Source organism: Mycobacterium sp., assembly GCF_004298145.1.
Classification (GTDB): domain Bacteria; phylum Actinomycetota; class Actinomycetes; order Mycobacteriales; family Mycobacteriaceae; genus Mycobacterium.
The window spans coordinates 26,128-44,632 of sequence record NZ_SCRH01000023.1 but is presented as its reverse complement, the minus strand read 5'-3'; the positions used below and the strand labels follow the sequence as shown (position 1 = coordinate 44,632).

Sequence of the window (18,505 nt, the reverse complement as noted above, 5' to 3'; positions counted from 1 at the left end):
ATGACCACAGCAAAGCCCGACATCCGCGTCTTGGATGCGGACACCTACGCCAACGGCGACCCGACCACATTCGGGCTGCCGCTGGAGCAGTACGCCTACCTACGTGACGAGCAACCGTGCTATCTCTACGAATTCAACGATCCGATGCTCATCGAGCGAGCCTGGGTCGTCAGCCGCAACGCCGACATCTGGGCCATGGACAAGAATTCGGAGCTATACGCGGCCGATCGCGGCGGCGTGCTGATGTGGAAGTTCAGCCCGCTGGATCCGAGTGTCGGCGGTAAGCCGGCCATGCTGACGATGGACGGGGCCAAGCATCGCACCCAGCGTGGGGTGATGAGTAAGGCGTTCACGCCGTACATGGTCAAGCAGTTGGAGGACAAGTTCCGCCGGTATGCAGCCAATGCTGTCGATGCGGCACTGGAGAAGGGCACCTTCAACTTCGTGGACGACATCGCGTATGCGATGCCGATGGAGGCCCTCGGCGATGTGTTGGGGGTGCCGCCGGGGGACCGGGCCAAGTTCTTCGGCTGGGTGGACACTTTCGCCGCGCCGTTTGACACGCGCATCACCCCGTCGTTCGAGTACGTGTTGCAGGCGATCTTTGACCTGCTCGGCTATGCCGTCGAATTGGCTGAGATCAAGCGGCGCGAGGCCGGTGACGACGTGATCACCCAGTTGGTGCAGGCCGGGGCCGAGGTTATTTCGGAGGATGAGCTGATGGGCAACGTCGCGTTGCTGGCCAGCGGGGCCGCTGAGAGCACCCGCAACGCGATTTCACACGGCATGCACGAGCTGATGCGTAATCCGGCGCAGATGGCCTGGCTGCGTCAGCACGCTCACGACATCCCTAACACCGCGATTCAAGAGTTCGTGCGCATCGCGACCCCGTTCACCCATCTGGTGCGCACCGCAACCACCGACCACGAGCTGCACGGCCAACACATCAAAGAAGGCGACATCATGCTGATGTTGTTCACCGCAGGCAACTTCGACGAGCGCGCCTTCGACGACCCCAACACGTTCGATCTGGCCCGCGAAAAGAATCCACATGTCAGCTTTGGCCGCGGCCCCCATCAGTGCCTGGGCAAGCACGTTGCCGCACTGGAGATGAAGATCCTGCTCGAAGAACTTTTGCAGCGCACGAAAGACATCACCCAGGTGGGGGATATCAGCTATGTCCGAGATGCGTTCTCGCGCGGCGTATACCAGCTGCCCGTCACGATCACCCCAGCGTAACAAGGGGTTGATGAGGTGTCAGACAATGCTGCTTTTTGTACCCGCCCGCTGTGAACGCAGCTCCTTGACTTCGTCGCGTCGGGATCACCGCTCGTCTCGACGACGCTGAGTTGGTCACCTTGGTGGTCGCCCAGACACTGCTCGGGCCTCTTCCGAGGCCCGCCGGCTACGCTCGGCACGTAGCTGTCTGCACGAGTTGTTCCCTTATCTCCCAACACAATCTTGCTAGTAAGCTGCGCGGTCATTTTCCATAGCGACCGTGGCAGCACCTACACCGCCAACGAGTTCCGCAGCTTGTGCGCCAGACCCGGTATTCGTCAGTCGATGGGCCGGGTGGGGTCGTGTTTCGATAACACCGCTGCGGAGCCATTCTTGTCGTTGTTCGAGTGGGAAGTGTTGTGAGGCCGCGGGGCCGCCGACGGGCCACCCGTCAACGACGAGATCAGGGAACAGCAACCGAAGCCCGAAGCGGCTTAGAAACCCCTCCACGATCTCGGGGGAACCGCACGGTTCCGCTCAGGTATTGGAACGGGCGCGGGTTTGCGTGCGGCCCCGAAAGTGGTTGGCACTCAGCGGGCCACCGTGGTCGGCCGCGCCGCCTTGATGGTGCTGCGCATCGTGATTCCGTTCGCCGCGTTGATTCCCTTGGGCATCAGCACCAGTTGACGGCGCCGGTGCCGGCGGTACAGCCGCCAACCCGTGAAGCTCACCGCCAACGGGATGGCGACCTTGCCGATCAGCTCGCGATTCACAAAGCACCGCCCACCGAAGCGTCGCCGCTTGCCGTCCGGGTGGGGTCGTCCGGCCACGCGCAGCCCGCCCGGGCGCCAGAGCTGTGCACGTTGTCACCTGCCCACAGGCTGCGGTCGAGGAGGCGGCTGTCGCAGAACCGGCGGAACTTGACCAGTCCGCGGTCAAACCGGTTGTACGCCGGCTGTTCGGGCTCCTGCCGGTACATCATCAACGAGGTGTCTTGCATGATGGCAAACCAGTTGCGCCGCACCAGCAACGACCGCACGATCGGGCGACCGATCAGGCGCAGCGCCGGGTTCTTGATCTTTGGTGTGATCATCGTCAGGTAGACGATGTGGCTGTCGGCATCGACGGGTGTGAAGCTGAGGATCAGCCGCGCGCTGTCGCTGAGATCGTTGACCTTCTCGGTGAGCGCGATGATGGCCCGCGGCAGGCGCGCGGTCACTTTGGAGCGGCTTTCCGCCAGCTCCGGCGGCGACGCCGTCAGGTCGATCAGGTGCAGGCCGCCGCCGTAGGTCGTGGCATGGAAGTCGCCGCCGGCCGCGTCGGATACTCCCCACATTTCGCCGCGCCGGTAGCTGCGTTTGAGGTCTTCCCAGCCGACGTAGGGCGCTCGGCCGTAGAAGTGGCAGATGTATTCGAGCCTGGTGTCCGACTTGGACAGGATCTCGGTGTTGCCCCACGATCCCAGCCGGTGCAGGCCGGCGAAATGTGCCGAATCGGGCAGATTCTCGACGAACCACTTGGCCGGGAAGGGCAGCTTGTAGCGGACGTGCTCGAAGACGATCGAGTCCTCTGCAATGCCCTCGTCGGCGAGGAAGTCTGGCAGTTCGTGGTCGGGCGGCTCGGGCCCGTTCCACAAGAAGACGGTGCCGTAGCGCTCGATCACCCGATACGTGGGCAGACACGCTTTGGTCTTCGGCGCCTCGGTGAGGCCCGGGACGTGCACGACCTTCCCGTCGGCGTTGTAGCGCCAGGCGTGAAAGGGGCAGCGCAAGGTGTCAGCGACCACTTCGCCCCCGTACCCGAGGTTGGCGCCCAAATGGACGCAGTGGGCGGCCGCGCAGTGCAGCACTCCTCCCGAATCGCGCCACAAGACCACGTCGCGTTCGAGAACCCGCAGTGGAATGACCGATTCCTTGGCGATGTCGTTCGAAAAGGCGATCTGCCAATACGACATCGGGTATTGCGGATTGAGGACGCCCTTGGCGATCGACTCCCGCCGGGCCGGCCTTGCGCCCACGGGCGTATCGCCGCTCGGCCCTTCCGTCGCAGTGTGATCCGAAACCATGCCGGTCGTCATGTCGCACTCCTTACTGAATGAATCATCAGCGAGCCGCGCCGGCGCGCCGACGCGAACTCAGTGTGGAGTGCGATGACGCCCGCTGTCAAGGGACAATGTTGTCCCTTAGCTCGCCAGGTCGCAGCGCGAGGCCGTACAGGATCAGCGAAGCCAGGTGTGTGACGACGTGGTCCTCGTCGGAGGTGGCCGTCCGCAACAGCGCAGGATCCAAGGTCACATAGCCCAACACCATGCTGATGATCGCCCGGACGGTCACGTCGACGTCGCGCGTTGGATATCCGTGCGACCCGATCTCGCGGTGTGCGATGTCCAGCACCGCGCCTAGCCCATGGTTGAGGTTCTGCCAGACCTGTTGTCGCACCGCGGGTTCAAGGTGTTCGTCGGAGAACATCAACAGCCGGAGCGCCCCCACGTGGGCGCGACTGTTGCGGTAGAGGTCGGAGACGAACTCATAGACCAGTTCGGGCTCGGTGGGCTGACCGTCGAGCCTATCGGTCCACCGCCGGGTCCACTCGTCGATGAACTGCAGCAGTGGCTTGGTCATCACCTCGGTGAACAGCTCTGCCTTGGTGGCGAAGTGACGGGTCAGTACCGATCGGGTGACCCCGGCTCGGGCCGCAATGCCGGCCATGGTGGCGCCCTTGTAGCCGAGTTGGCTGAACGAATACTCGGCGGCCTCCACCACCATCGCCCGCAGGTCCGTCGAGCGGCGCCGTGTGCGGATCTGGTCGGCTGACTGGTTCGTTATGCCCATGCTAGTGATCGTCTCGCAAAGATGGCGGGTTGTCATAGGGCCTGCTGGAGAACGCTCGCGCCGATGAGGGCTTGGTCAGGAATACAGAGATTCGATGGTGTCCCGGTGCTTTTCGGCGATCTGGCGGCGCTTGAGCTTCATCGTCGGACTGAGTTCATCGCCGCCGGGCAGCCACTCGCGCTCCATGATCCGATACCTCTTGATCTGCTCGACCCGGGACAAGGTCCGATTCGCAGTGCTCACCGCGGCGTCGACCGCCGCGATGATCCGCGGGTTCTCGTGCAGACCGGTTACCGCGTCGGTGACGGTCGCCGCCACGACACTGTCGATGACGATGAGTGCCGTGATGTAGGGCCGGGCGTCGCCGACAACGCAGACCTGCGCGATCAGCGGGCTGGCGCTCTTGACCGCGAACTCGATGTTCGATGGTGACATGTTCTTGCCGAAGGCGCTGATGATCAGTTCCTTCTTTCGGTCGACGATCGACAGTCGCCCGTCCACCAGCGCACCGATGTCGCCGGTGTGCAACCAGCCGTCGCTGTCGATCGTCTCGGCCGTCAGGTCCGGCCGACCACGGTATCCCGACATCAACCATGGGCTGCGGAATAGGATCTCACCGTCGGCGGCAAGGCGAATCTCGGCTCCGCGCAACGGGTATCCGACCGTGGCGACGCGGGTGTCGCCGGGGCGATTGAACGCTCCGAACGCGGTGACCTCGGACATGCCCCAGCCCTCGTACACCGCAAGCCCCAGTATCAGGAAGAACCGGACCAGGTCCGGGGGTACCGGCGCCGATCCCGTGAGGGCAACGACGACCTGGTCGAGCCCGACGAGTTCTAGTGCTGGGGCAAAGATTTCGGCGCGAAGCTCTTGATAACGCGCGCTGAGGCGCTCGTCCGCCGGGCGGTCGGACTGTTCGAGGTCAACCTTCTCGGCGCCGATGCGCAGGCCCTCCGCGATGAGGGCCTGGCGTCGCGGATCGCGTTCGGCGGCGAAATACACCTCGATGGCGCCGCGCAGCTTCTCGAAGAGGCGCGGCGGCGAAAAGACATACTGCGGGCGCACATCCAGCAGATACGGCGCGACTTCGCTGGGATGCGGGCAGGGCGTCACGGTGAATCCACCGACGATGCCCCGCCAGTGCGAAAACATGCGCTCGGCGACGTGGGCCATCGGCAGGAACGACACCATGCGTGCTCCGTCGATCGATCCGTACACCTCATTGATGGCTTGGATGCTTCGCAGGATCGAACGATGGCTCAGCTCTACGCCTTTCGGCGCACCGGTCGTGCCGGAGGTGTAGCTGATGGTGGCGAGGTCCTCGGGCTCCAGGCGCCGCAGAGCTGCGTCCAGGTCGAAGTCGGGTGCGCCATGCATCAAGTCGTTCAGCGATATGGCGTCTTCAGTGGTTTCGTCGATGGCGATGATGTGGTCCAACGTGGCGCCATGGTGGTCGACCTGGCGAAGCGCAGGTAAGAACGCGTTCTCGGCGAACACGGTCCGCGCACCGGAATTCTGCAGGATGTACGCGATATCCTTGGGCGGCAACGTGTTGTAGATCGACACCGGCACCGCACCCAGATGCATGATCGCGGTGTCGATGAAGTGGAATTCGATCCGGTTGCTGCTCATGATCGCGATGGCTTCGCCGTGCGTGACGCCGAGGTCGGCCAGCCCGGCGGCCACTTGCCGAACCTTCGCCGCGTATTCCCTCCAGGTCACCTCACGCGCGCCGTGCAACGTGCGGAGCGCGACCCGATCGGGCACGCGCGATGCGGTGTGTTGGAAGACGTGGCATAGCGTCGTGTCCGTCCGCGGACCGGCTGTCGAGGCCTCTGCGAGGATGCTGGGCCGCACTTCTTTTCGTTCCTCCGGGTAGGGCTGGTCAGCCGAGCTTGAGGCGCCGTTTCCAGGTGTTGGTCGACAGGAATCGTGCGGCCCGGGTCATGAGCCGGACATTCCTGGCCTTGGTCGGATACCAGTAGATCTCGGCCGGCAGGTTGAACCGCTCTTCGATGACCGACTTCCGCCAGCAGTACTTGCGAATTCCGTCGGCTGCACCGTGCCGGGAGCCGAGGCCGGAGTTGCGCCTGCCGCCAAAGGGCACCGGCAGCTGAAAGACATTGGTCATCACGTTGTTGACGTTCACCGAGCCGGAGTCGATCCGGCCGGCGACCTCCCGGCCCTTCGCGTGGTCCTTGGTGAATACGCTGGCTGCCAGGCCGAACTCGGAGGCGTTGGCCCGACGAATGGCCTCGTCGGCATCCGCGACCCGCACTATGGGTAGGGTCGGCCCGAACGTCTCCTGACTCATGCATTGCATCGATTCGTCGACGTCGAGCAGCACCGTCGGCTCGAAGAACAGGCCATCGCCCGGAATCCGGCGCCCGCCGGTGATGACCCGCGCGCCGCGCTCCACCGCATCGGTGACGTGCCGTTCGATGATGGCAAGCTGACCGGCGGTGGCTACGGCGCCGACATCCGAGGACAACGCGCCGGGCGCATCCGTGCCGACTCGGAGCCGGCGAGTCAGTTCGACCACCTTGTCGACGAATTTGTCGTAGACGACAGACTCGACGTATACCCGCTCGATCGAGACGCAGATCTGCCCGGCGTTGTAAAAACCACCCCAGACGGCGGCTTTGGCCGCGCGGTCGATGTCTGCATCGGCCAGAACGATCATGGCGTCCTTGCCGCCGAGTTCCAGGCAACACGGGATCATGCGTTCGGCGGCGCGGATCCCGATGCGCCGTCCGGTGCTCACCGAGCCGGTGAACTGCACCATGTCGACGGCATCGACTACGGCCGCTCCGGCCTCGCCGCCCCCGGTGACCGCGTCGAGCACGTCCGGGGCGCCGATGTCCTTCCAGCCCCGCACCGCGGCGGCCCAGCCCAGCGGGGTCACCTCCGACGCCTTGGTGAGCACAGCGCAGCCGGCCATCAGCGCCGCCGGGATATCGAGCATCTGCATGGCCAGCTGTGCGTTCCACGGCGTGATCGAGCCGACGAGTTGGTGCGGGTGGAACGTGACGTGCATGCGTTTGGTCGACATCAACGGGCTGTGTGGGCGTGGCTTCTGCGGTGCGAGGAATTTCTCGGCATTGCGGGCCCAGTAATTGAGGACGTCGACCGATGCCACGATCTCGCCGAGCGGAAGGTCGCCCCACGCTTTTCCGGTTTCGGCCTGAACCTGTCGCAGCAACGCATCCTCGTTGTCGAGGATCCAGTCGCGAAAACGTTCCAGCCAGATACGTCTGGAATGGAACCCGATAGCCTGCCATTCCGGTTGTGCGGCGCGGAGTCGCGCGGCTACCGCGAAGACCTCTGCCGAAGTCATGTCGGACACCGCACCCACCACGTGGCCGTCGGCCGGTGAGTGCACGGGGATTTCCGGCCGCCGATCGGTGTTGTCCGCGACCCGACCATTCGTTGTCGTCGTCACCTTGATCCTCCACGGAGGCAATGGCGTCCCCGGCGTAGGGGCCGCTCCACATTGTCATCATGCCCAACCGCATGGTTAATTGCAACGAGTCGTCTCAAATATCCGCCGGACGGGTCCGGTGGGTGTGGGCCGGCCGTCAACGCCGGCCCGGGCTCCGACGGTCGAGTTGCTTTTCCGCGTCCGAGACCTGCCGCACACCGTAGAGCAGCATGCTGGCCATCTGCTCGATGAGGATTTCTCTGGGGGCGGTCGGCCCGGGATCGGGAAGTAACCATCGGCCAAACGACGCGACACCGACGTTCATGGCGATCGCCAACCGGGTATTGATACGGACGTGCTCGATATCGAGTTGTCGCGTCGCGCCCGCCCGGGCCGCCAGTTCCGCAATCTCGTCGAGAACGTCATCGAGGTGCCTTCGGAGCTCGTCGCGGTCGGACTCCTCCAGCGGTGAGGCCTCCGACATCGCCATCATCAGGAAGTCGCGGTGGTCGGACAGGATGTCCATCAGGTCGCCGAGGAATCCGACCATCAGATCCCACAGCGGGGTGGGTTCGGCTTCGTCGGCGCGGGCGGTCATCAGCTGGATGCGGCCGAGGAACTCGCGAAACGGGCCCAACGCGGCGAGTTGGATCAGCTCCTGTGCCCCGGTGAAGTGGCGGTAGAGCACGGACCGATGTACCCCGGCCTCGATGGCGATCTCCTGTGCGTTTGCCGACATACCCTTGCGGACCACGACCCGTTCGGCCGCTTCCACAAGCAGCCTGCGCACTTCTTCGGGCCGACGGCGTGGCCCGCGGGCAACGCCGGTTTCGGTAACCACCGCGCCATCATGCCACCGCGGGGTGCTCGCCGAGGCCCCATTCATCAAGAGACACATCTGTCGCTTGACGGACAGGTGTGTGGTCTGGTTCACTCTCTCCACACGGCCCGCGGGCGATGAGGTAACTGGTGTACCGCCGTGGTCAATTCGTCGAAGGTACTGACCGGTGGCCGAAATGGGGGTCTACATAGTGCTTTTCGTGGCTTCGGCGGGTCACTTCATGGTGCCTGATGGGCTAGATGGAAAGGATCGCAACGGATGACTAGCACGCTCGACCCTGGCCTGCACATCGGTGTCCTGGATGCCGACGTGTACGCCAACGGTAATCCCGACACCTATGGCCTGCCGCTGGACCAGTATGCGTATCTCCGCGAGTTCGAACCTGTCTACCGTCAGCGCTTCGACGATCCGCTGCTGATCAAAGAGGTGCGGGTCCTGACGCGCTACGACGACATCCTGATGGTGGACCGAGATCCGGAAACCTTTGCTGCCGATCGTGGACATCTCAATATTTGGACCGTCAACCCCATCGATCCGGCGGTCGGGGGTAAGCCGGCAATGCTCACCCAGGACGGCGCGGACCATCGCCGCCATCGGCGGGTGGCGAGCCGGGCCTTCACCCTTCCCATGGTCAGGCGGCTGGAGGAGAAGTTTCGCGGCTACGCCCGCACGGTGGTCGATGAGGCGCTGGCCAAGGGAACGTTCAACTTCGTCACCGACGTCGCCCATGCCATGCCGATGGAGGCTCTCGGCGATGTCTTGGGTGTGCCTGCCGATGACCGCCCGCAATTCTTCAACTGGGTCGACCGGTTTGCCGCACCCTTCGACACCCGGATCACCCCGTCTTTCGAGAACGTGATCGAGGCGATCTTCAACCTGACGGCGTATGCGGGTGAGCTTGCGCAGCGAAAGCGGGCGGAGCCCGCGGATGACGTGGTGACCCAGATGGTGCACGCGGATAGTGCGGACACCATGTCCGAGGATGAAATCCTGGGCAACATTGTGCTGTTGGCCAGCGGGGCGGCCGAAAGCACCCGCACCGCACTCAGCCATACCATGCACCAACTGATGCGTGACCCCGAGCAAATAGCTTGGCTGCGCGAACATTCCGACGACATTCCGGACAGTGCGATCCAAGAGATGGTGCGGATATCGACGCCGTTCCTGCACTTCGTCCGGACGGTGACCAAAGACATCGAAATGCACGGGCAGCCGATCGCCGCCGGCGAGCGAGTGTGCATGCTGCTGGCCGCCGGTAATTTCGATCCGACCGAATTCGACGAACCTGAGAAGTTCGACCTGGCCCGAGACCCTAACCGCCACCTGAGTTTTGGTCGTGGTACACACAGCTGTCTGGGCAAGCACATTGCCGTATTGGAGATGAAGATCCTGCTGGAGGAATTCTTGCAGCGCACCAAGGAGATTCGCCCCGCGGGGCCGATCCTCTATGTCCGGGACGTCTTCAGCCGCGGCGTCTACGAATTACCGGTCACGGTCACACCGGCCTGACATGCGGGTTGGTATCACTGTCAGTGACCCTGACACCGTGGTAGCTGAGGCCTGCACGGCCGAGGACCTCGGGTTCGACCTGCTCGGCTGTGGTGAGCATCTGTTCTTCCACGGACCGACCCCGAACGGATTCACCATGCTGGCCGCCGCGGCCGCCGTGACCGGCAGGATTCGCCTGGTGTCGTCGATCACGCTGCTGCCGCTGTATGCGCCGGCGATGGTGGCGAAGATGGCCACGACCATCGATCGCATCTCGGGCGGTCGTTTCGAGTTGGGGGTCGGAGCCGGCGGGGAATACCCGCCGGAATTCGCCGCTGCCGGCATCGATCCCGCCACGCGGTTCCGGCGCATCGAGGAAGGCCTGCACGTGGTGCGCCGGCTGTTCTCGGGAGATCGGGTGGATTTCGAGGGTGCCTTCTCGTCGTTATCGGGCGTTCGGCTGGATCCGCCGCCGCGGCAACGCGGTGGGCCACCCATCTGGCTGGGGGGACGCAAGGAGCGCGCACTGCGTAGGGTGGGCCAATTCGCCGATGTGTGGCTCCCGTACATGGTCGAACCCGATCAGGTCGCGGCCGGACTCCAATCCGCCCGCAGATACGCAGTCGAGCACGGACGAAAGTCGAGTGACGTCTCGGCGGCGCTGTTCGTCTGGGCGGCAGTCGATCCCGATGCCGACTGGGCCCGCGACGCCGGCATCGGCACCGTGAGTGCGGCGTATCAACAGGACTTCGGCCCGCTGGCCGATCGCTATCTGCTCCTTGGTAACCCAGCGGCCGTCACGGCCCGGCTCGTGGAGTTTCGCGAGGCCGGCGTGGAAAGCGTGCTGCTGCAGATTGCGGCCGAGGACCCCGACGATCGACGCCGGATACGCGACACCCTGGCCCGCGAGGTGCTGCCGGCAGTCCGCGATCTCTGAATCCGGCTGACCATCGATACCCGTAATCTCACGGGGAGGTGTCGGGGTTGCATGTTGGTGGTCGATGGTTCGTCCCGCTTGACGAAGGGCAGCAACGACTTCGGTGCCGATGCCTCGACTCGCCACCAGGGTGAGAACCCTGGCTTAATCTATAGAGATACCTAAAATTAGGTAGTAATATAGATTTTTTGGGGCGTCCCGGTTGGATGCGACAATACGAGGCCAAGAGGCGGGAGAACTGGGCATGCCGGTATCGACTGGAACGGTCCTGCAGGCGACGGATGAGGAACGGGCTATCCGCGAGGCCGTCCATGGCATCGTCGCGAACTATGGGCCCGACTACTACCAGCAGCAGGTTGACACCGGTGGGAACTGCGGCGAGCTCTGGGCTGATCTGGGGGCCAGCGGTTATCTCGGCGTTCATCTGCCTGAGGAACACGGCGGTGGCGGACTGGGCCTGGCCGAACTCGATATGGTCGTGCACGAGACTGCGGTCGCCGGCTGCCCGATGCAGTCGATGTTGTTCTCCTCCGGCGTCACCGGCACCGTCCTGGATCGCAGCGCCAGTTCCGCCCAGAAGGAGCGCTGGCTGCCCGGCGTGGCGACGGGGCAGACGCGCCTGTCCTTTGCCATCACCGAGCCGGATGCCGGGTCCAACGCACATCGGATATCGACCACGGCACGCCGTGAAGGTGACCGTTACATCCTCAACGGTCAGAAGGTATTCATCACCGGGATGGAATCGGCGCAGTGGGTGATGGTGGTGGCGCGCACCGGCGTCGACGAAAGCGGTGGCCGGGGACGGCTGTCGGTGCTCATGGTGAGTACCGATTCTCCCGGATTATCGTGGGCTCCCATCCGGACGGTGATGAACCAGCCCGACAAGAGCCATCAGGTGTTCTTCGATGACGTTGCGGTGCCGGCCGAAAACCTGGTCGGGGCCGAGGGGCGGGGGCTGGCGGTCGCATTCACCGGGTTGAACACCGAGCGGATCCTGACGAGTTCGCTGTGCACGGGGATCGGACGGTACGCACTGAACAAGGCGGTCGGCTACGCCAACGAGCGGCGCGTGTGGGACGTGCCGATCGGCGCTCATCAGGCGGTGGCGCATCCGCTGGCTGCCGCCCATATGCATCTACAGGCCGCAGAACTCGTTACCGCGCGAGCGTGTGCACTCTACGACGGCGGTGCAGAAGTCGGTGAACTCGCAAACACCGCAAAGTATCTGGGTGCCAGCGCCGGGCTCGAAGCGCTCGATGCCGCGGTGGCCACGCACGGCGGCAACGGGGTCACCTACGAATACCAACTGGCCACTTACTTCTGGGTGGTGCGGATGCTCAATATGGGTCCGGTGTCCAAGGAGATGATCCTCAATTTCGTCGCAGAACACTCACTGGGGCTACCGAGGTCGTATTGAACGCATGGTGACGACCACCCCGGGCGCGCCGGGTCTGCGAGAGCGCAACAAGCAGCGCCGCACCGAAGCGATCCTTGACGCCGGCCTGCAATTATTGCGTGAGGATCCGGCCCAGAACTTCACCATCGAGCGGGTCGCCGCACTTGCGGGGGTCGCCCCGATGACGGTCTTCAACCTGATCGGAAATCGCGATCAGCTTTGGGGCTCAATGGCGGACCGGGCCCTGGAGGGGCTCGATCTGTCGGCGATCGACGAGGCCGACCCGCATCAACGAGCCCTGCGTATCGTCGATGAAGTGGTGCGGGTCCTGCGCTCGGACGCAGCGGTGTTCCGGGCGCTACTGTCCGGTTGGGCGGAAAGCGGCAAGCTGTTGGCCCATGACCCGAGCGACGAGTTGACCAGGTGTCTCGAGGCCGGGTATCGGCAAGCGCAAGAACGTGGGCACGCCCGCGCCGACGTTGAGGTGCGACGCATCGGCGAGGTGTTGGCGGCCGGCCTAGTCGGCACCATCCACCAGTGGACGGCCGGCCTCATCGGGGATCGCAGGTTTCGCAGCCGCGCGCACGCGGTTGTCGACGTCGCCTTCTTGGCGGTGCGCGGATAGCCCATCGAGCCCGGCGCAACCCCGGCAACGTGGTGCCGCAGGGGCCCCGATCGCACCGGCTTGCCAGAGACTCAATCAGGGATCACCGAAACTTCTGCGAGTCACGTGCCACCGATCGGCCGGGACCTCTGGACCATGCCGCAGCACCTCCTTATATTGACATGGCTGGGCTCAATAATCGGCGGGCCAGAACGGAGGCGGGGCAAGCATGCCGACCATAGGCGGGACGGCGTTGAGCAATGCCAATCGAGTGGGTGACCGCGAGGCGATCATCACCGCGCAGCGCCGGTGGACATGGCGAGCGCTGGAGACCGACATCGCCAACGCGGCCGGTGCGTTTGACGCGTTCGGAGTGCGCAAAGGCGACCGAATCGCCATCCTGTCGGCGAACTCCGCGGAATTCATCATCGCGTCCCACGCCGCGTCGCGCCTCGGTGCGATCGTCGTCCCGGTGAATACCCGCTTGGCCGCACCGGAGCTCGCCCACATCCTGGGGGATTCCGGTAGCACGGTGTTGGCGTTCAACCCCGCCGAATCCGGGCTTGCCGAGGCCGCGAGTCGGCTGGCGGCGTCCATCGCGTTGCTCTCGCTGGGCCCGTCGACGCACTACCCGAACCTGCTCGCCGGCGGACACGGCGCACCGGTACACGAGGATCGCGCGGTCGAAGAGGACGACGCGTTCATCCTGTACACCTCGGGCACCACCGGAAAGCCCAAGGGCGTGTTGCTCGATCACCACCGCGCCGTGTGGGCGGCGATGGCGCAGATTGTGTCGTTGGGCCTGCGCGACGGTGATCGCTACCTGCACTTGGCGCCCATGTATCACTCGGGCGGAATGACCTATATGAACGCGACGACGCTGCTGGGTGGAACCCACATTGTGGTACCGAAATTCGATCCCTGCGCCGTTTTGGATATGGTGGAACGGTACCGCGCCACAGTGCTTTTCGCGGTCCCGACCATGTTCCAGCAGATCCTCGATTCGTATGACGGCGACTGCTCCGCCCTGACGTCGTGGCGCATCGGCGTGTTCGGCGCCGCACCGATGCCGGCAGCGGCAGTGGAGCAGTTATTGGCCGCGTTCCCCCAAGTCTCGTTCTTCCAACAATGCGGTCAGACCGAAGCCGGACCTACCGGCATCTACTCGACCATGGAACAGGTACGGTCTCGACCGCTGTCCTCCGGCCACCTCGCACAGCCGTTCGTCGAGGCGCGGATTGTCGACGGGTGCGGCAACGACACGCCACCAGGGCAGGTGGGGGAGTTGGTGTTTCGCGGTGAGGCCATCACCAAGGGCTACTGGAATAATGCGCCAGCAACTGCGGAGGTGATCCGCGACGGTTGGCTACACACCGGAGATTTGATGCACGTGTACGACGATGGCGGCATGCTTCTGGTCGATCGCTTGCGGGACGTGATCATCACCGGTGGTCGCAACGTCTATTCCGCCGAGGTCGAGCAAGCCATCGCCGACCATCCCGACGTGATGGATGTGGCGGTGATCGGTCGGCCGGACCCGGAATGGGGGGAAACGGTCGTGGCGTTCATCACCGCCACCGACGGGTCCGGACTCACCCTCGCCTCGATACGGCAGCACTGCAGCGCTCGCATCGCGGACTACAAGATTCCGCGCGAAGTCGTTTTTGCGCGCATTCCGCGCAATGGAGCCGGGAAAATTCAAAAGCATTTGCTGCGAGACGATGTTTCGGTTTCGCGGGGCGGCAGCGGATGAGCAATGGCTCTCGAGCAGTTCACGGCTCGTTGACTGCATGGAGGACTCCTTGGCTCACGGAGGCGCCGGTACACCGCCAATGCATCATGGTATTGCGACGCTGTACGGTTGGCAGTAGCGGAGGTCAAGGCCTGTCCTGCATGTTCCGCGCAGGCAGTCTGTGGACGTCTTGAGTTGGCCGTAATGTGTCCGGGAGCGTGGGTTCAAGAGGGGAAAGATGCTGTGCCGCAGCCAATGAGGTAGTCACCGTTGTGCGTTTTGGAGGCGGGTTAGGCGTGCGGGAGCGAGGGCAAGGCGTTCACCGTGGTACGTCGAAGGGGCGCTACCGCTTGCCGCGCGGCCTGTCTTCGACACCGTGAATGATCAGCTGTGCCATCTCCTCGATCATGTCGTCCGCCGCGGGCCAACTGACTCCTTTGCCCGGCTTCATATCAAGTACGGATGCAGCAAGTCCCATGCCGAAAAGTATGCGGGTCATCACCTTAGGGTCGAACTTTCGCCAGTGGCGGTTTTCGCCCTCCCGCAACGCGATTGGCTCGAAACGCTCGAGGATCGCTGCCAACCATGGCCCGGGGCCCTCTTCGCTCGCTAGCGGCCCGTTGCCGTTATCGGCAGCGATCAGCGCCTCAACCATCTCTCGGTTAGCGTGCAACACGTCATAGACGCCTCGGAGGAAGTCGCGGGCCTCGTCGACCGGGTCGCGAACACCATGCGGTCGGTGTTCCCAATCGTCGACGAATTCGTCAATAAACTCGCTGAACTGGGCAAAGGCCACCTCGCGGAAGAGACCCGCCTTGGAGCCAAAGTGCCGGAACAACATGGCTTCCGTAACGCTGGCTCGCGCTGCAAGTTCGCGAGTGCTGGTACCCGCATAGCCCTTCTCGGCGAAAAGCTCTCGCGCTGCTTGCACCAAGAGTTCGCGCCCTTTCCCCCACGCTGACGAGGGCGGGCTCGCGCGCACCGGCGACTTGGGCCGCAGTCGACTGTTCGCACCGGGGGTGCTGGACTTCGCCATCGCGCCATTCTATAGTCCCACTAGGCTGGTATAGCGACACTACACCAGTTGGGTGCGGCCGCACCGAATAGGTGACTTGTCAAAGTAAGAAAAATGGCGATCTCGATTAACAGAGGGCCCAGGGTGGGACAGAAGTACCGCGTTATCCAGTGGGGTGTCGGCTACACAGGCCAGACGTCACTCCGCTATGTCGTAAACAACCACAAGGGTCTGCTGCACGATCGGGTGACAGGTAGGCCAGGTCAGGTCAAGATGTCACCTATTCGTGCAGCAGACCCATGTGGTTCAGTGCAGCACATAGAGCGCGATCACGACGGCGCAGGTGATGACGGTCCAGCCGTTGAATAATAACGCCAGCCGACGCGGGGCGTGTTGGAGTTCCATGAAGTAGCGACCAACGAGATCCACCTTGACGAACGCGATCAGTAGCACGAATATGGTCGCGACGCGGGCACTGTCGACGATTACGGTATGGCCGGCGCCCAGCATCCAGGTGGCCAGTGTCGCCACGAGAAGCACAGCCCACACTGCGGTGGCTGGTGTGCGTAGATAAGTTTTCATAGCTTCACCAATCACGCCATCAAATAGAGCAGAGCGAACAACACGATCCACAGCAGATCCACCAAATGCCAGTAGACAGCACCGGTTTCGAAGGTATGCAAGTCGCGCTCGCCGAAGTCAGATCTGGCGGCGAGGCGCCAAAGATAGGTCAGCACGCTCAGTCCGATGGTGACGTGGATGGCGTGGATACCGGTGAACGCAAAAAAGTACGTGAAGAAGTCGTTGCTGATCGGCGTGAGACCGCGGGATATCTCATGGCCCCATTCGAGTGCCTTGTTCACCAGGAACCACACCCCCGTGCCGAATCCGGCGACGAGGAAGCGGCGCGCGGCGGCCCGTTCGCCGCGCCGGACTGCTTGCACCATCCAGACCACGAACAGCGATCCCGTCAGCAACAGGCAGGTGTTAAACGCGCCAAAGAACAAGCTCAGTTCCGCGCGGGAGGAGTCGAACAGTTTGGGTTGAGAGCCCCGCGCGAAGACGAACTGACCGAAGAAGAAGGCGAACATGCTCAGGTCACCCAGGATGAAGACCCACAAGCCGGCCTCGCCGGGGGTGTGGCGGCGCTTGGGCGACTCGATGATTGCCCCCGAAGCGCAGGACCGATCGATCGCCGTGTCAGACATTCTCCAGCTCCGCCATCCTTGGTGGTAAGTCATTTGCATTGGCGGCCAGCAATTCCCGGCGCTCAGCCTTCAGACGTCCGCTCAGTCCGAACGTGACGGCTTCAACCCAGACGAAGAAGATCAACAGTGGAATCCACATACCCAGCAGGCCGTCATAGCCGTAGCCGGTGTGCTTGAAGAACAACACCAGCGCCGCCGGCGCGAACAAGAAGGCGGTCAGCAGGCTCATGTACCCAACCCAGCGGGGGAATTCTCGCACCGAGTCATCCATCCGCCGGTCGCGGAACACGGTAATCGCGACGGTGAGACACCACATGCTAAACGGGCCCCACGGGAGCAGAAAGAACATGAACGCAATGTCATTGAGCGTGGCAGTGATCTGCGGGGCAATCTGTCCCGGGCGAAACGAGGCGATGGCCCAGAACGCCGTGCAGAGCACCCCGACCACTTCGGAGACCGTCATGGACACGATCTGGGCATAGGCCAGTGTTTGGCCACCGCCTCGGGCGCGCCGTGTCCAGGACGCGACCACCGACCCCCACACCGCCCAGAACGCCATGCTCAGCAGCATCAGGGTGGCACCGACCTGAATGCCGGCCCGGTTGTCGGCGAACCGGCGAGCGATCTCTTCCGCACTGTCGCTGGGCGAGGGTGACGGGATGAAGCGGCAGCCAAGGATCCAGCCGACGAAGAACATCGCGAACAGGATGTGTGCACCCCATTGCACACATCGGGTCTCGAGTTGATTCTCTTGCAGGGTACGGACTTCCAAGGCGAACCCCTTTTCAACTTCCGGTCAGGCGACATCGCGCCCGGCCCCGCCTTGTCCAGGACGATGGCCAGTGTCGCTCGACACTGATGCAGTGTCACTATACCAGTACTTGTCGGACTTTAGAATGCCGTCATTCCTGAGTCGGCTCGCAGTGGTTGAACCTGAACAGATTTTGAGACCACCCAGGGCCTATGGTCGAGGCCCCGGCCGCACCTGCTGGGATGCCGGTCAGCGACATCTTCCATCCCAGCCACCGGCCACTGATTTCGCGGCGCAATCGACACGCCCGGGGACCCAAGCGGTGCGCGGACAGTAGCATCCGGGGCTTCTGAAGCTACTTGGCCGATCTCCGCTTGGTCGTCGGGTCCGGCGCCTTTACTCGCCGGGTCTGGGCATCGCGACCGCTGAGATATACGACGCGCCACACGATTTCGACGAGTGAATCGAGCTGACGTTCGACCTCCTCGTCGTCGGCGGTACCGACCAACTGGTAGAGGCCGCGTTCGATCATCCAGATCAGCCACTGCGCCGTGCGCGCGGCGTCGAGCTCGGCATCGGCCACGCCGGCACGCTGCGCGTCGCCGATATAGGTGGTCAGCGCACTCACCACCTGGCCGATCAGGTTCTGCTGTTGTTCCTGCGCTCGCGGGTCGTAGGCCGCGGTCTCGGCTATGGTTCCCAAAATCGTCCGGTGCTTGCTGTAGGTGTCGATCGGCACCCGTAAGGCCTTGCGCAGATCCTCGCGTCTCGCGCCGACGGGCAGGTCCCACCACGACGAACCGTCGGCGAGCAGATCACCGATGACGTCCTGCGCCATGGCCACAAGGAGATCGCCCTTGTCGTCGAAGTAGACGTAGAACGTGGACCGCGAGATTCCGCCCGCGGTGATGATCGACTCGACGCTCAGGTCGGAGTAGCGCACCCCGTTCTCGACCAGCTCCTCGACGACGCTCACGAGGTGGCGGGCGAGCATGCTGCGGCGCTGGGCCCTGGACAGTTGCAGGGGCCGCGCGGGTGACGCATTCATGCATGGAGAGTATAC

Annotated in this window: 17 protein-coding genes and 1 pseudogene; 7 read left to right on the top strand and 11 right to left on the bottom strand. The window is 63.7% G+C overall.

Translation table 11 applies throughout. The features are described 5' to 3' along the window. Nucleotides 1-1,239, top strand: coding sequence for a cytochrome P450 (locus tag EPN51_RS08440; protein WP_293040285.1), 1,239 nt, complete (start codon nt 1-3; stop codon nt 1,237-1,239). Nucleotides 1,240-1,479: 240 nt separating this feature from the next. Next, nucleotides 1,480-1,611, top strand: a pseudogene (locus tag EPN51_RS08435) (DDE-type integrase/transposase/recombinase); the annotation flags it as partial. A gap of 197 nt (nt 1,612-1,808) precedes the next feature. Here the strand turns inward: EPN51_RS08435 and EPN51_RS08430 are convergent. From EPN51_RS08430 to EPN51_RS08405, 6 genes are all read right to left on the bottom strand, one after another. Then, nucleotides 1,809-1,991, bottom strand: coding sequence for a hypothetical protein (locus tag EPN51_RS08430; protein ID WP_293040282.1), 183 nt, complete (start codon nt 1,989-1,991; stop codon nt 1,809-1,811). Further along, on the bottom strand, nt 1,988-3,295 hold the full coding sequence (locus EPN51_RS08425) for a Rieske (2Fe-2S) protein (RefSeq protein WP_293040280.1): 1,308 nt from the start codon (nt 3,293-3,295) through the stop codon (nt 1,988-1,990). Before EPN51_RS08425 ends, EPN51_RS08430 begins: the two co-directional genes overlap by 4 nt. An 85-nt stretch (nt 3,296-3,380) precedes the next feature. Further along, nucleotides 3,381-4,049, bottom strand: a complete 669-nt coding sequence (locus tag EPN51_RS08420) for a TetR/AcrR family transcriptional regulator (protein ID WP_293040277.1) — start codon at nt 4,047-4,049, stop codon at nt 3,381-3,383. A 75-nt stretch (nt 4,050-4,124) separates the two neighbouring features. After that, a complete protein-coding gene (locus tag EPN51_RS08415; protein ID WP_293040274.1) occupies nt 4,125-5,906 on the bottom strand; it encodes a long-chain fatty acid--CoA ligase in 1,782 nt (593 codons plus the stop codon). 28 nt (nt 5,907-5,934) lie between these two features. Further along, nucleotides 5,935-7,491: an aldehyde dehydrogenase family protein gene (locus EPN51_RS08410; RefSeq protein ID WP_293040271.1), complete on the bottom strand. Its 1,557-nt coding sequence runs from the start codon at nt 7,489-7,491 to the stop codon at nt 5,935-5,937. Between the two features lie 136 nt (nt 7,492-7,627). Beyond that, entirely contained in the window at nt 7,628-8,311 is a 684-nt protein-coding gene (locus EPN51_RS08405) for a TetR/AcrR family transcriptional regulator (RefSeq protein ID WP_293040268.1), read from the bottom strand. Nucleotides 8,312-8,569: 258 nt separating this feature from the next. Between EPN51_RS08405 and EPN51_RS08400 the strand changes: the two genes are divergently transcribed. The 5 genes from EPN51_RS08400 to EPN51_RS08380 all read left to right on the top strand — a co-directional run bounded on the left by EPN51_RS08400 (nt 8,570) and on the right by EPN51_RS08380 (nt 14,489). Continuing rightward, a complete protein-coding gene (locus EPN51_RS08400) occupies nt 8,570-9,820 on the top strand; it encodes a cytochrome P450 (protein ID WP_293040265.1) in 1,251 nt (416 codons plus the stop codon). After that, on the top strand, nt 9,759-10,736 hold the full coding sequence (locus EPN51_RS08395) for an LLM class flavin-dependent oxidoreductase (protein ID WP_366509408.1): 978 nt from the start codon (nt 9,759-9,761) through the stop codon (nt 10,734-10,736). Before EPN51_RS08400 ends, EPN51_RS08395 begins: the two co-directional genes overlap by 62 nt. Before the next feature lie 244 nt (nt 10,737-10,980). Beyond that, nucleotides 10,981-12,153, top strand: a complete 1,173-nt coding sequence (locus EPN51_RS08390; RefSeq protein ID WP_293040259.1) for an acyl-CoA dehydrogenase family protein — start codon at nt 10,981-10,983, stop codon at nt 12,151-12,153. 7 nt (nt 12,154-12,160) lie between these two features. Continuing rightward, entirely contained in the window at nt 12,161-12,757 is a 597-nt protein-coding gene (locus EPN51_RS08385) for a TetR/AcrR family transcriptional regulator (protein WP_293040255.1), read from the top strand. 208 nt (nt 12,758-12,965) lie between these two features. Further along, entirely contained in the window at nt 12,966-14,489 is a 1,524-nt protein-coding gene (locus EPN51_RS08380) for an AMP-binding protein (protein ID WP_293040252.1), read from the top strand. Between the two features lie 322 nt (nt 14,490-14,811). Here EPN51_RS08380 and EPN51_RS08375 read toward each other — a convergent pair whose 3' ends face one another. The 5 genes from EPN51_RS08375 to EPN51_RS08355 form a co-directional block, all read right to left on the bottom strand. Next, nucleotides 14,812-15,504, bottom strand: coding sequence for a TetR/AcrR family transcriptional regulator (locus EPN51_RS08375; RefSeq protein WP_293040249.1), 693 nt, complete (start codon nt 15,502-15,504; stop codon nt 14,812-14,814). A gap of 285 nt (nt 15,505-15,789) precedes the next feature. Continuing rightward, entirely contained in the window at nt 15,790-16,065 is a 276-nt protein-coding gene (locus EPN51_RS08370) for a cytochrome C oxidase subunit IV family protein (RefSeq protein ID WP_293040246.1), read from the bottom strand. A gap of 11 nt (nt 16,066-16,076) precedes the next feature. Next, nucleotides 16,077-16,691: a cytochrome c oxidase subunit 3 gene (locus EPN51_RS08365; RefSeq protein WP_293040243.1), complete on the bottom strand. Its 615-nt coding sequence runs from the start codon at nt 16,689-16,691 to the stop codon at nt 16,077-16,079. Continuing rightward, complete coding sequence (locus tag EPN51_RS08360) at nt 16,684-17,388, bottom strand: hypothetical protein (RefSeq protein ID WP_293040240.1); 705 nt, start codon at nt 17,386-17,388, stop codon at nt 16,684-16,686. Before EPN51_RS08360 ends, EPN51_RS08365 begins: the two co-directional genes overlap by 8 nt. A 409-nt stretch (nt 17,389-17,797) precedes the next feature. After that, nucleotides 17,798-18,490: a TetR/AcrR family transcriptional regulator gene (locus EPN51_RS08355; protein WP_293040238.1), complete on the bottom strand. Its 693-nt coding sequence runs from the start codon at nt 18,488-18,490 to the stop codon at nt 17,798-17,800. Nucleotides 18,491-18,505: the final 15 nt, after the last annotated feature.